Raw genomic sequence first — 14,534 nt, 5'->3', positions numbered from 1 at the left:
TTTTCTGCAACTTTTACACCTTCTTTTCCCCAACCTGTTATCCCAATGTTTCCAGTTCATCCATCCAGATCCTCACGCACGCATCACTTGGCATGCGCAGATCCCCTCTCGGTGACACCGCCACACTTCCCACTTTTGGACCGTCCGGCAGACAGGAACGCTTGAACTGCTGGGAGAAAAATCTCCAGTAAAATTTCTTCAGCCATTTTAATATCACTTCGTCATGATACATGCCGGCAAAGGCAATTCTGGCGATCCGGTAAATTTTTCCCGGTCCGAACTGGAAACGCATCATATAGTACAGGAAGAAATCATGCAGCTCGTACGGGCCTACCAAATCCTCTGTCTTCTGGGAAATGACCCCATCTTTTGGAGGGAGCAGCTCCGGGCTTACAGGCGTATCCAGCACATCCTCCAGGATAGCCGCCAGTTCCGGCTCTTTGCAGGTATCCGCATAGTAGCGCACCAGATGCCGTACCAGTGTTTTCGGAACAGAGCCGTTGACTCCGTACATAGACATATGATCTCCGTTGTAGGTTGCCCAGCCCAGAGCAAGCTCTGACAGATCCCCCGTTCCGATCACAAGACCACCCAGGCTGTTGGCAATATCCATAATGACCTGGGTCCTCTCCCTTGCCTGGGCATTTTCAAAGGTCACACTGTGGTCCTCATAATCATGTCCGATATCTTCAAAATGCTGCAGCACTGCCTTTTTTATGTCAACCTCACGAAGGGTGGCTCCCAGCCTTCTTGTCAGCTCACAGGCATTGGTATAGGTCCTGTCCGTGGTACCGAAGCATGGCATGGTCACCGCTGTGATCTGGCTTCTGTCAAGGCCGCACAGGTCAAATGCCCTGGCTGTCACTAACAGGGCAAGGGTGGAATCCAGTCCCCCCGATATGCCCAGGACTGCGGCTTTGCAGCCTGTGTGATCCAGACGTTTTTTCAGGCCCATAGCCTGTATGGTGAGAATCTCATCACATCTTCTGTCCCTGTCCGTTTTATCTTCCGGTACAAAGGGACTGGGGTCAAAAAATCTGGACAGAGGAGTCTGTTCCACTTTCACATGGAAATTGATCTGCGTATGCTCTTCCTTGGATTCCGGCTGCCAGGTGGAGATCCTCCGTCTCTCACTCTCCAGACGCTCCACATCAATTTCCCCGTAAATGGTCTCATTTGCAAAGCGCTTTGCCTCCCGCAGAACAGTGCCGTTCTCCGCAATCAGGTTCTGTCCCCCGAATACCAGGTCCTGGGTGGACTCTCCGTTGCCTGCCGTGGCGTATATATATCCGCAGATGAGGCGCGCGGACTGTCCGCTTACCAGTTCCCTGCGGTAAGCGTCTTTTCCTGTTGTCTCATCGCTGGCTGAGAGATTGACGATCAAAGTGGCCCCTGCCATGGCATGGAATATACTGGGCGGGTTAGGTGCCCACAGATCCTCACAGATTTCCGCTGCCACACTGAGTCCCGGCACTTCCGCACAGTGGAACAAAAGATTCTGGCCAAAGGGAACCTTTTCCCCCTGCCAATCCACATATCCGTCAAAAGCCTGACCCGGTACAAAATATCTGGCCTCATAAAATTCAGCGTAATTGGGCAGATGATGCTTGGGAACAAACCCCAGGAGCCTGCCCTGATTCAACACTGCTGCCGCATTGTAGAGCTTTCCTTTATGCCGCAGGGGCAATCCGATAAAGATCAGTCCGTCAATATCCTGAAGCTCTCTCTGCATGATCTTAAGCTCTTCCTCTGTTCTGTGCAGCAGGGTTTCCTGCCAGAACAGATCCTGGCAGGTATACCCTGTCAGGCAGAGTTCCGGAAATACCAGGACCTTTGCCCCGTTCTTTGCCATCTCCCTGGCTTTCTCTACAATTGCCTGTCTGTTGTGTACACAGTCTGCTACCAGAACATCCGGTGTGGCGGCTGCTACTTTGATAAAACCATCTCTCATATTGTACCTGACCTTTCTCTACCCTCTTTTGCAGCGTTTTAATATATTTTTCATTTCTTCCACAGAGAATGTATAATTCCTGTTGCAGAAATGGCAGTTCATCTCAATCTCTTTCCCCTCATCGATCATATCCTGCAGTTCTTTTCTGCCCACAGAGATGAGTGCTCTTTCCACCCGGTCTTTGCTGCAGTTGCAGTAGAACTGTGTGGGAATGGTCTCGTTGATCTCTATGTCAAAACCATTGAGCAGGGTTTCCAGCAGGGACTGGGGGGTGTGGCCCTCCTCCAGCATGGTGGTCACAGAGGTTACATTTTTCAGGTTTTCTTCCAGACGGCTGATCACCTTTTCCTCTGTAAAAGGCATGAGCTGGATAATAAAGCCCCCTGCCTGTTTTACGGTGTTGTCTTTTTCCATCAGAACGCCTAAGCCCACAGAGGAGGGCACCTGCTCGCTTGTGGCGAAATAATAGGTCAGATCTTCGGCGATCTCACTGGTCTGCAGTACCGTCTGGCCCACATATGGCTCTTTCAGCCCCATATCCTTGATCACATTCATGAAGCCCACGCCTACGGCTCCTGCCACGTCCAGTTTTCCCTTGTCGTTTGCATGGAGGATGACATTGGGATTCCCCACATAGCCTTTGACATTTCCTTTGGAATCCGCGGTCACGGTGATACCTTCCAGAGGGCCTCCTGCCTTGACCTGCAGGGTCAGTAAATCTTTATCGCCCTTCATCATAACACCCATCATGCTTCCGGCTGTGAGAAGGCGGCCCAGGGCTGCTGTGGCTACCGGGCTTGTGTTGTGTGCTGCCCGGGCGTACTCTACCAAATCTCTTGTGGTTGCAGCAAATGCACGGATCTGGCTGTTTGCTGCGGTTGCTCTTACTATATAGTCTGCCATGTTATTTCTCCTTTTATTATAATTACCTACAGGTTTATTTCTGATCGCGCAGCCTGTGGGAATCGCTTTTTATTTTCCGCTTTCCTGTGCAAGGATATAGATGCGCTCACTGTCTTCCTTTACCGGATCATGGGTAAAGGCATCATAAGCCGCAAGGAATTTCATGCCGGATGCCTCTATGACACGTCTGATCTCCTCCAGGGTGTAAGCTTTCTGGTAGTGGACTTCCTCATATTTGCGGTAGAGGATCTCCCCGCTGTGCTCCTCAGGAATAAAGAGGGAGAGATCGTATTCGTTGATGTTCTCCTCCTCATCAAAATAGTTGTCCCAGATAAAGCTGGCATCCTCCCTGTCCTCAGCTATGGTCTGTTCGCCCAGGATCTCTCTGTATTTGTAGGGGGTGTTCAGGTCAAATATGAAAATGCCTTTTGGATCCAGGTAGTTATTGACCAGACGGAACACTTCCAGGAGGTCTTCCTTTTCTGTGATGTAGTTCATGCTGTCGCAGATGGAGACTACTGCCCGCACAGTGCCGTAAAGCTCGAATTCGCGCATGTCCTGCAGAATGTAGAGGATGTCCTGGCCGTCTTCCGCTTTTTTCTCCATGGCGATCTCCAGCATGTCCGGGGAATTGTCTATGGCTATCATGTCGTAGCCGGATGATGACAGGATCCTAGTCGCATTGCCGGTGCCGCAGCCTAATTCCAGGATCAGGCCGTCTTCTATGTTATATTCTCTCAAAAGCCCGGTGAGATATGCGCACCATTCTTCATAGGGGATGTTGTCCATAAAGAGGTCGTATACGCGGGCGAAATTTTCGTAGGAACTCATGGGGTGCCTCCGTGGTTTTTTTCTTTTTTATACTATCACGAAAAGGGGGGTGGTGCAAGAGGGGGAGGCGGAATGCAATGTGGACGGGNATCGCCCCCTGGATATCCCCGCCCTCCCCCACGCCGCACCGGATTCCCCTGGTATTGGATGGCCGCTGGGTTGTGGAAAGGAAAGGAAAAAAGCCCTCTCCTGCTTGTAAGATTCTAAGCGGGAGAGGGATTGTATATTTGTATAAGAATATACTTTTTAGTTAGGGTATGAGGGTGAACTGGGTTTGGTTGGTGGTGGTGCTGTCGGTGCCTATGTAGAGGTCGAAGGTGCCGGGTTCGCTTTCCAGGCGGGAGTGTTCGGTGAGGAAACGGAGGTCCCGGTCCGTGATGTGGAAGGTTACTTTTTGGGATTCACCGGGCTGGAGGTGGATCTTGCGGAAGTGTTTTAGCTCTTTGACGGGGCGGACGACGGTGGCGGCTCGGTCGTGGATGTAGAGCTGGATGACTTCGGTTCCGGGTAAGGAGCCTTCGTTTTTGATGGTTATGGATGCCTGGATGGTTTCGGTTTTGGTCATTGCAGACTTGTCCAGCTCTATGGGGGAGAGGGAGAAGGTGGTGTAGCTCAGGCCGTATCCGAAGGGATATAGGGGGGCATTGGGGATGTCCAGGTATTTGGAGCGGAAGCGGTCTTTGTCTGCTCCGGTATAGGGGCGGCCGGTGGCGTATTCGTTGTAGTGGACAGGAACCTGGCCGACACTGTAGGGGAAGCTCATGGGGAGTTTACCGCTGGGGGCGAAGATGCCTGTGAGAATGTCCATAATAGCGTGGGCACCTTCGGTTCCGGGCATCCAGACCTGGAGGATGGCTTTGGCTTTATGGGAAAGTTCTCTGATGTCCAGGGGTCTTCCGGAGAAGAGGATGACTGCAATGTTCTGGTTTACCTCGTAAATTTTATTGAACAGGGTCTGCTGGATCTGGGGTATCTGTATGTTGGCATTGCTGGTGGCCTCGCCGGATTGGACGTAGTGCTCGCCTAAAGGCATGATGACTAGGTCTGCTTTTTTGGCAGCTTCTATGGCGTCTGTGAGCATTTTCTGCTGCTGAACGGGGGAAACAGGTTCCTCTGTCTGTTCTGTGAAGCCTTCCAGATGGATGTCGTTTCCAAGGAGGGGGCAGCCTGGATGGAAGGTGGCTTCTGCAGTTTCAGGAGATTCCAGGGCGGCTTCCCGGAGGGTCAGGGTGTCTTCTGCTTTGCCGATGAAGGACCAGGAGCCTGACATGTTACGGTTGTCTGTGTAGGGGCCTATGAATGCAATGTGCTGTCCTTTTTTAAGGGGAAGGACAGACTCATTTTTCAGGAGGACGAAGGACTTGCGGGCAGCTTCCCTGGCAAGGGTTTTGTGTTCTTCGCATAGGATGATCTCTTTTTCTTTGGCCTCGTCCGCGTCTTTGTATGGGTTCTCAAAGAGGCCCAGTTTGTTTTTCAATTCCAGAATGCGGAGAACTGCTTCGTCTATCAGTGCTTCATCCAGGATTCCCTCCTCTATGAGAGCTGTCAGATGCTCAGAGTAGATGCCGGTCATCATGTCAATGTCAACGCCTGCCTCGGCTGCTCTTACGGCTGCCTCTTTTCGATCTTCGCAGTAGCCGTGGTAAATGATCTCCTCAATGGCGGCCCAGTCGGATATGAGGACGCCGTCAAAGCCCATTTCCTCTCTCAGGATGTGGCGCATGAGCCATTTATTGCCGGTTGCCGGGACTCCGTTTATGGTGTTGAAGGAGGTCATGACCAGGGCTGCGCCTGCGTCGATGCCAGCTTTGTAGGAGGGAAGGTAAAATTCACGCAGGGTGTGTTCGGAAAGCTCCACGGTGTTGTAATCGCGGCCCGCTGTGGGGGCGCCGTATCCTGCAAAGTGTTTCACGCAGGCTGCTATTTTGTAGGGAGCTTTCAGGTCATCCCCCTGGAAGCCTTTGACCATGGCTTCGGAGAAGAGACTGTTTAAATAGGTGTCTTCCCCGGTGGATTCCATGACTCTGCCCCAGCGGGCATCCCTTACCAGGTCCACCATGGGGGCAAAAGTCACATGAAGGCCGCTGACGGCAGCCTCTTTGGCTGCTGCGGCTGCTAACTTTTCGGATAACTCCGGTTCAAAGGTGGCACCCTGTCCCAGAGGAATGGGAAAAATGGTGCGGAAACCGTTGATGATGTCCAGCATGAAGAGCAGCGGGATTTTGTGCGGATGTTTTTCTATGTAGTTTTTCTGGATTTCTTTTAGTTTTGACGCGCCGAGGGCACCTAAAACGGAACCGGCCTGGGAGATGTTCTCCTCTGTGAAGCCGTTCTCCTTCATGGGGCCTGTGATAACGGTGTCGTCCATGTAAAAATTGCCGGCCACCTGTAACATCTGATTGACTTTTTCCTGAAGCGGCATATCTTTTAAAAGTTGGATTAATTGTTGTCTTGTCATGATCGTTCCTCTCTGTTTTCTTGATTCTTTTTAAATTTTCTGCGGTATTCCAGGGGTGAGAATCCTGTATTCTCCCGGAACATTTTTGTAAAATAGGAGAAATTGCTGTATCCCACATAGATGGAAACCGTGTTGATGGGCAGACTGCTCTGGGTCAGCATTTTTTTGGCTGCCTCCACCCGTTTCTGCATCAGGTAGGCACTGATGGATATGCCTGCCTCCTTTTTAAAGATCCTGGACATATAGTCTACATTCAGATATACGAGTTCAGCCAAGGTCTCCCTTCTGATATCCTCCTGGTAGTGTGTGTCTATGTATTCTTTTAACTGGTCTGCCACGGATTCGCTTTTGTTGATGTATTTTGTGTATTCCACAGCCCTGGTCACCAGGTGGGAAGCAAACTGCATGGCACCTTCCACACTCTCCAGTGCCTCCTGGTAATATTGTTCGTTCTCACTTCCCGCAAAGAGCAGATGGGCCTTGATCTCCCTTGCAGCAAGCCAGGTGTAGGTTATCTGGGTAATGTCCATGCGGAAGCTTTTTAATAGGTCACGTGTGACCAGTTCGCGTCCCGCAAGTTCTGTGAGGTATTGCCGCATACTGCCTATCAGCGCTTCCGGTTTCTGCTCACCGAGAAGGGCCTCCCACACGGCGCGCTGTTTATTCTGATAGGAAATGCAGGGCTGCCGGAAATCGGACAGATACAGGACTTTATCCCAAACAGTCAGGCTGTTGTCCCGCATGTCCTGTAACTGGGCAAGGCATTCCTCCAAAACACCGATCTCCACACTGCTGCCGGCTCCGCACCAGATATCCATCTGCATACGCTCCCCCAGCAGATTCCGAAAAGAGGAAAATACACCTTCCTCGCTGAGTCTCTCCAAATTCCGGACCGCGCCCCGGCATATAACCGTATAGCTGTCTTTCCGGCAGGGCGAGACCGTTTCCAGAGTCACCTGATATTCTTCTGCCAGCTCCCCCAGAATATTTTTTATGATAAATAGCAGAATCTTTTCATCCCAGTGTTCCCTTTTCTCTCTTCCACCTCTGCCGGACAGATGCAGGAGCACTGCCAGAAACCTGTCCTCCGGTTTATAATCCAGATTCCTTTTTTTGATCTCCTCCTCTATGGCGGATCGTTTCATCCTGCCCGAGAGCAGCTCAGACCAGAAATTTTTCAGAAGGATCTCTCTGTTCTGTTCCCATATCCTGCTCTCCTGGCGGTAAACCTGGTAATTTTGGGCTGCCTTTACCCTGTCGGATGCCTTCCGGATGGCGGCGGTAAGTTTTGTAAAGTCTATGGGCTTCAGCAGATAATCCACACTGTCCAGGGCAATGGCACGGCGTGCGAAATCAAACTCGGCATAGCTGGTGAGAAATATGGCCTGCACCTCGTAGGCTTCCCTGCGCACCCACTCCATAAAATCGAAACCGCTGCCTTTGGGCATGACAATATCGCTCACGATCACATGGATGGGCATGAGTCCCATGACCGTCTGGGCCTGCTGCATGGAGGACGCCGTATAAATCTGCTCCACATCCAGCAGATCCCAGTCTACATTTTTCTTAATACTCTCTATCACATATTCCTCATCGTCAACCAATAACAGATTCATCGGTACCTCCCTGAACAGTTTTCTCTGCCAACCCCGGATCATGCTCCTTCTTATGCTCCCGGAAAGGAATGTGGATATCCACAATGGCCCCCTGAAGAGGGCTGTTGTCAAAATTGATCTCCCCCTGTCCCCCGTAATAGTAACGGAAACGCTTCAGACAGTTTTCAATCCCCACATGACTGCCGTTTTCGCTGATACCCTCCCCATGCTTCAGCCTCTCCAGAACATGTTTGGGAAATCCCCTTCCGGTGTCGGAAATATACAGATTGATGTATTTCCCATCTTCCCTGTCCTCCGGAAATGCCGTGACTGAGATCAATATCTTCTCCTCCAGGGTCAGCGCATGTTTTGCCGCATTCTCCACAAAAACTTGGAGCATGAAAGGGAATATCTCCCCATTCTCCACCTCTTGATCTATCTCAAAATAGTATTCAAAGCTGTCCGGGTAGCGCAGGAGCAGTATTTTCAGATAGTCCTCACAGTGTGCCGCCTCCGCTTTTACAGGCACCAGGCCGCTGGTGCTGCGGAATACATACTGAAGGTAGTCTGAGGTGGTCTTGGTCATCTTCCGGGCATTGCCGTACTGTTTGAAATCAATCATGCTGTAAATAAAATTCAGACAGTTCAGATAAAAATGAGGACGGATCTGTAGCTTCAGATAATCCATCTCTATCTTCTGTTTCTCCAGCTCCTGTTCATACAAAGTGATCTTCAGACGGCGGATCTGATGTATCATTCTCTTGAACTTGCCGTCAATCTGCTCCAGCTCCATCAGGTTGTTTTCTGTGATGTGGAAGGTATAGTCATCGTCATCATATTTTGTCAGGTTATCCGTAAATTCCCTCACAGGCTCCAGCAGATATTTTTTCAGATATAAAAGGATTGCGGCCCCGGCCAGGACCAGTGCTGCTGCCAGGACTAAAAGGAATCCCAGGCTGCCCATCATGACACCCAGTATTTTGTCCCCTGATATCTTCATCTGGATGCCAAAGGGGGCCTGATTCAGATTTTTGCTGAGTGAGTATCCGCTGTTCGCCTCCCGGGAATCCGGTTCCTGTTCTATGCCCTTGCTGGTGATCTGGCCCACCACCCGGTTCTTGGCGTCCACCAGGCGCACATAGCCGTCATCGCCCACGATCGTGTCAGTGAAAGGCTCCAGGATACTTTTCACATTCACATAGCAGCCCATGTACACATCCTGGTTCTGGGCTATTTTGCAGATATAATTTTCTTCGCCGCTGTCCATTCGGTTCCACTTTTTCTTGACCGAGTAGGAGGTATCCGTGATAAGCCCCAGTTGGTTTCTCACCGCATCCTCCAGGTCTTTATCAATGTCATACCCCACTCCCGTCATGGTGAGCATAGTGAACATATCATTCTCCTTTAAGTACAGGAAAAAGTGGTATTCTGTGCCGTACTCCCACGCATAGGAGAGACAGATCCTCCGCAGATTGCTGACTGCGTTATTTATTTTTATGGGATCATCGGAATGCTCCATTGTCTCAATGTAGTCCCCCAATACAGAATACCCCTGGTTTTTCTCCATGATATTGGAAAACAAGCTCCGGCTGATCCGCAGGAAACGGTTGTCCAGCTCATCTGTATAGAGCTTTGACATTTCATCCATCTCCTGAATGGCCTGTTTTCTGGTCCTTCCAAGCAGCATGGCGCTGACACCCACATACACAGCCAGCACTACCATGAGAATGATGAGGATGGCCTTCATCTGCTGGGCCATACTTTTTTGTTTTCTGTATTTCGGAACTTTCATCTTTTGTTTCTTATCCTTTCACTGCCCCCAGAGTGATTCCCTCCGAGAAATATTTTTGAAGGAATGGATACACGATAAACAGCGGCAGCATGGCTATGAATGCAATAGCCATTCGGATGGATGTTGTTGGAAGCTTGGCAACCTCCGCACCGATATTTCCCACGACTTTTCCGCTTGCCAGGTATTGGATATCCGTGATCATCTGGTTCAGAAGGTTCTGTATACCGAACAGCTTCTGTCCCTGGTTCCCTGATAAATAGTATAAACCATTGGTCCAGTCGTTCCAATAGGCAAGTCCGGAAAACAGTCCCATAGTCACAAGGATTGGCTTGCCCAGTGGCAGAACCACGCTGGTGAATATCTTCATATGCCCCGCGCCGTCTATCTTGGCCGCTTCAAACAGGGCATCCGGTATACTTGTGATAAAATAGCTCCGTATCATCAGCACATTGTTGGCACTCAGCAGCAGGTTCGGCAGAAGGAGTGCAAAGATCGTATTCTTGATGTGCAGATAATTCACATACATGAGATATGTAGGTACCAGGCCGCCGTTGAAGAGCATGGTAAAAAATACAAAAAAGGTCAGTGCCCTTCTGTGGGGAAGTGTCTTGATGGTCAGCGGGTAAGCCATCAGCGCGGACAAACTGATATTCAGAATGGTGCCCACGATGGTGACAAATATGGTGACCCCGTAGGCGCGCAGTATTTTTTCTCCCTGTTTGATAATGTACTGGTAAGCGTAAAGGCTTAATTTCTCAGGAAAAAATGAGTAGCCGTTGCGGATCAGTGTATTTTCATCTGTAACGGAAGAAATGAACACCAATACAAAGGGCAGTACAATGATCAATGTCATAAGGATCAGAATTATATTGATAAAAAACTGATACCGTTTTTCTTTTGCTGAATTTTTCATTCCCTCTCCTCCTAAAACAATGCCTGTTCTTTATCTACTTTTCTCACGACCCAGTTGCTCAGCATGACAATAGCAAATCCCACAACGGACTGGTACACGCCTGCCGCGGAAGACATACTGATATTTCCCCGCTCAATGAGTGCTCTGTACACATAGGTGTCGATCACATTGGTGGTCGGAAAGAGAACCCCGGAATTCATGGGCACCTGATAGAACAGGCCGAAATCCGAATAGAAAATACGTCCGATATTTAGCAGAAGCAGGGTAACGATGGTGGGTACCAGGCTTGGCAGAGTGATTTTTGTGATCTGCTGCCATTTCGTTGCACCGTCCAGGCTGGCGGCTTCATAGTAGGACGGGTCAATACCGATGATCGAAGCAATATAGATGAGGCACCCATATCCCACCCCCTTCCAGCAGTTGGCAAATACTAGGATAAACGGCCAGTATTTCGGCTGCTGATACCACTGCACCGGCTCTTTTCCGAGAGCACTTAAAATGGTGTTGTTTATCAAGCCGTTCTCGGAACTGAGCAGTGCATAAACAATGTAGCTAAGTATTACCATGGACATGAGGAACGGCAGCAAAATGGCGCTCTGGTAGAGCTTTTTCATTTTATTGTTCCGCACTTCACAGATCAATATGGCAACCGCAATACCTACGATCATATTTACAGCTATAAAGGCCACGTTGTAAAGCAGTGTATTTCTGGTAATGATCCATGCATCCTTTGACTGGAATAAAAACTTAAAGTTATCCAGACCGCACCAGGGACTTGCAAATATGCCTTTTGCAAAGTTCAGCTTCTTAAAGGCGATCACGATTCCTCCCATGGGAATATAGTTGTTGATCAGCAGGTACAAAAGGCCCGGCAGCATCATCAGGTATAAAGGCCAGTGCTGTTTGTAGACACTGAGCTTGGATCTTTTCTTCATATTCTTCCTCCTCTGTCTTAGAGTGTGTCTAAATTCATTCAGACACACTCCGGCAACGGTTTCTTTCCCGCAAAAAAGCTGCCGCACTAAGAGCTTTTTCTATAGAGCGGCAGCCTGTTGTCAAAAATAACGCGGTTTATTTATTCTCTTCCAGCCATTTGTCAAACTGTTCCTGTTTTGCCTGAATGATCTCATCAATACCTGCTGCCTCAAGAGCATCCAAAAATTCAGGCAGATACGTCTCAGGGTCAGCGGAACCGCTGTTCAGCGAGCCGGTGTACTGTTTTACAATATTGGCAAGGGCAGCCACCTGGCTTTCATACTGGGTATTGTCAAAGCAGAAGCCCACTGCTTTTGACTCTTTTGCGGAATCGTTGAATTCCTCCATCTTCTCCCAAAGCTGCGGATCAGAGCCGGTCCATTTGTGTGCGATGAACTGGTTGGGCAGCTCCCAGCCCAGATTCAGGCTGTATCCCACATTGTCGGCGGTGATGCCTTCCGGATAATTAATGATGCCGTTTTCTTCATCCTCTATGACATAATCCACGCCTTCCTCACCCCAGTTCAGCAGATTCATGATCTCCGGGCTGCCATAGATGTAATCAAGGGTTTCCATGGTCTTTTCCGGGTTCTCTGAGTTCTGCGCAATGGAGTAGATAATACCGTTGTAGGTCTGGCAGTTTTTGATTGGGTAATCCCTGAACGGAATAATCTCAAAGTCATACCCGGTTGAGCTTTTGAATTCCACGGGCGTTCCCGGATGATAGGCAAAAAACAGGGAGAACAGATTGCCGGCCTTGCAGACAGTACGCCAGTTTTCTGTATCTGTTCCCGCATCCTTGCTGATATATCCCTTCTGATACCAGTCATAGAGCATGGTAGTGGTATCCTTATACCAATCGCTGGCAAAGAAATTGGTGATGGTAGTGTCGTTTTCCTGATCCATGAGCACGCCCAGGTAGTTGGCATCTGACAAGGGGTCGCCTCCGAACAGTCTTGTCAGCGGTGTATCTCCCTCATTGATGGAAAACAGCATGGTCATGTCCGGCTCCCCTGCTTTTACTGTCTCAAATACAGATTCCATATCTTTGGGGGCTTTGATCGCTGAGGTATCTATGTTATACTTCTCCACCAGATCTTTTCTCATGAAGACAGCAGGGATACTTCCTCTTTCAATCTGGTTTGGCACGCCGTACATGAAACCATCCATTGTGTTGCTGTTCAGTACATCCCCGCCATAAATTTCTTTCAGGTTCTTTCCGTATTTTTCCACCAGCTCTGACATGTCCATGATCTGTCCGCTGTGCATGTACTGGATGGCATTGGTGGCATTTGTATAAAAGCAGTCAATCTTTTCATCACCTGCAAGCATAAGCTGGAGCTGCTGTGTGGCGCTGGCCCAGGGAAGCACTACGATATCCAGATTGGCATTTACCTCCTTTTCCAGGATCTCATTGATCTTCTCCTCGATCCGCTCTTCGTCAGCTGGCTGGCTGCCCTGCAGTACCATAGTCACCGTGTAAGGTTCCTTTCCGTCATCCCCAGATGCTGTCCCCTCACCCTCACTGCCACTTCCGCCTCCGCAGGCTGCCAGTGACAATACCATGGCTGCTGTGAGCATGGCAGCTACTATCTTTTTCTTCATGTGATTTCCTCCTTCATTTCTGTTCCTTTGATACGTCTATCTTATTCTTTTCCCTGTTTCTTTTCTATAACTGGTCTGACTTAAAAATATCACTGATTTGACACACACAGGCAACGTCAAAAGCCTGTATACCTCATTGATATCATGGTATACAGGCTTTTTTCCCGGCTCATATAAAATTATCCTTGGCAGCAGTTTGGCACCCTTCCCGTTTTGCCCGGTTATTTTCCGCTTTTCTCTGCCAGCTTCTCCTTAAAAAATCCAGTGATCAAATCCCATACCTCTCTCTGGAAAAACCGGATGTCCGCATGATCCGCCCCCTCAATGGCTACGAGCTGTACATCTGCGCCTTTTTCCTCAAGAGCAGCGTACATGGCCTCGCTCTGGGAAAAGGGGACTGTGCGGTCACATAACCCGTGAAGCAGTAAAAATGGCGGTGCCTGTTTGGTCACATAGCTGACCGGGCACGCGTTCAGGGCTTCTTTTTGGTGATGGACTGCGTTCATACCTATCAGAAGAGATTCCGGTGCGGCCTGCATATCCCTTGCCGCATCCACAGGCATTTTGGTAATATCTGCGGGCAGGTACCAGGGGCAGGCTGCCTGTACGGCGCTTGAATACTCCAGATAGTCCCCTGTATCAAACTCTCTTCTGTCCCCCGTAAGTGCAGCCATGGCTGTGAGATGTCCGCCTGCCGACTCACCCATAACGCCGAAATGTTCGCTGTCTATGCAGTAACGCTCCGCATGTGCCCTCAGATACCGGACCGCTGCTTTAATGTCCTGGAGCTGGGCGGGAAATATGGCTTCATTGCTGGTCCGGTACTGGACGCTGGCAGCCACAAATCCCTGTCTTGCCAAATCTGCCAGATAAGCCAGATGGGCACTTGTGCTCATCTGCTGCCAGGCTCCGCCGCATATCCAGATAATGCACGGACTTCTTTTCTCCCCCTGCTCCGGAAAAATAATATCCATCTTCAAATCTTTCGTTGTATGCCCAAACCAGTCACGCACCTGGGCAAAGGTGACATTGGTGTCCACGATATACTGAGGCTCTTTGATCTCTACTTGAATTGTTTTTTTCATTGCCTGATCCTCCTGATTTTTATTGCTGCGCAACAGTTCAAAAACGGAACCGTTACATAGCCGCGCACTGTATTCTTTCCCTGCTCGTATAAATGCCAGCCTAAACATTGAGCAGAAATCACAGCGGCTGTTTCTGAATGTTCATCTGCTCTTATTTTATCACATATACATGTCTTGGCAAGACATGAAAATCGTAAAAAGCCCATATGCCACAGGATTTACATCTTGGCATACAGGCTTTTTGTGTCAGATAAAACGATTTAATTTTTCATCATAGGCGTAGTCAATTGCGCCCAGTTTTTTCTCCAGGTCTTTTCTGTCAAGCTGCAGGTCTTCGCACATAGCATCCAGAGAAGAATAGAAATCTCTCAGTTTCATGTTGGCAAAGCTCAGCAGCATTACCGGATCTTTTGGTATCATAGTCTC

The 14,534-nt window shown here is 49.4% G+C and carries 11 protein-coding genes; all 11 read right to left on the bottom strand.

The window, feature by feature from the left end; translation table 11 throughout:
- Window positions 1-37 precede the first annotated feature (37 nt).
- A complete protein-coding gene (locus C6P39_RS13115; RefSeq protein ID WP_104804070.1) occupies window positions 38-1,951 on the bottom strand; it encodes an NAD(+) synthase in 1,914 nt (637 codons plus the stop codon).
- 18 nt (window positions 1,952-1,969) lie between these two features.
- Window positions 1,970-2,854: an Hsp33 family molecular chaperone HslO gene (gene hslO, locus C6P39_RS13110; protein ID WP_104804069.1), complete on the bottom strand. Its 885-nt coding sequence runs from the start codon at window positions 2,852-2,854 to the stop codon at window positions 1,970-1,972.
- A gap of 69 nt (window positions 2,855-2,923) precedes the next feature.
- Window positions 2,924-3,685 (bottom strand): class I SAM-dependent DNA methyltransferase, encoded by a 762-nt coding sequence (locus C6P39_RS13105; RefSeq protein WP_104804068.1) that lies wholly within the window; start codon window positions 3,683-3,685, stop codon window positions 2,924-2,926.
- A gap of 250 nt (window positions 3,686-3,935) precedes the next feature.
- Window positions 3,936-6,143 (bottom strand): beta-glucosidase BglX, encoded by a 2,208-nt coding sequence (gene bglX, locus C6P39_RS13095; RefSeq protein WP_104804066.1) that lies wholly within the window; start codon window positions 6,141-6,143, stop codon window positions 3,936-3,938.
- The gene (locus C6P39_RS13090) at window positions 6,140-7,759 is read right to left on the bottom strand and encodes a response regulator transcription factor (RefSeq protein WP_158661559.1); all 1,620 of its coding nucleotides are present in this window, start codon (window positions 7,757-7,759) and stop codon (window positions 6,140-6,142) included. Before C6P39_RS13090 ends, bglX begins: the two co-directional genes overlap by 4 nt.
- Window positions 7,740-9,530 carry a sensor histidine kinase gene (locus tag C6P39_RS13085; protein ID WP_104804064.1) on the bottom strand — a complete coding sequence of 597 codons (1,791 nt, stop codon included), beginning with the start codon at window positions 9,528-9,530 and terminating at the stop codon, window positions 7,740-7,742. The genes C6P39_RS13090 and C6P39_RS13085 overlap by 20 nt, the downstream gene beginning before the upstream one ends.
- Before the next feature lie 10 nt (window positions 9,531-9,540).
- Entirely contained in the window at window positions 9,541-10,443 is a 903-nt protein-coding gene (locus tag C6P39_RS13080; RefSeq protein WP_104804063.1) for a carbohydrate ABC transporter permease, read from the bottom strand.
- 11 nt (window positions 10,444-10,454) lie between these two features.
- Window positions 10,455-11,378, bottom strand: coding sequence for an ABC transporter permease (locus C6P39_RS13075; protein ID WP_104804062.1), 924 nt, complete (start codon window positions 11,376-11,378; stop codon window positions 10,455-10,457).
- Window positions 11,379-11,514: 136 nt separating this feature from the next.
- The gene (locus C6P39_RS13070; protein ID WP_104804061.1) at window positions 11,515-13,023 is read right to left on the bottom strand and encodes an ABC transporter substrate-binding protein; all 1,509 of its coding nucleotides are present in this window, start codon (window positions 13,021-13,023) and stop codon (window positions 11,515-11,517) included.
- A gap of 221 nt (window positions 13,024-13,244) precedes the next feature.
- The gene (locus C6P39_RS13065; RefSeq protein ID WP_104804060.1) at window positions 13,245-14,108 is read right to left on the bottom strand and encodes an alpha/beta hydrolase; all 864 of its coding nucleotides are present in this window, start codon (window positions 14,106-14,108) and stop codon (window positions 13,245-13,247) included.
- A gap of 246 nt (window positions 14,109-14,354) precedes the next feature.
- The gene (locus C6P39_RS13060) at window positions 14,355-14,528 is read right to left on the bottom strand and encodes a DUF4250 domain-containing protein (RefSeq protein ID WP_095172312.1); all 174 of its coding nucleotides are present in this window, start codon (window positions 14,526-14,528) and stop codon (window positions 14,355-14,357) included.
- Window positions 14,529-14,534: the final 6 nt, after the last annotated feature.

The organism is Blautia marasmi (assembly GCF_900258535.1).
Classification (GTDB): domain Bacteria; phylum Bacillota; class Clostridia; order Lachnospirales; family Lachnospiraceae; genus Blautia; species Blautia hominis.
This window is presented reverse-complemented; position numbering and strand designations above follow the sequence as displayed.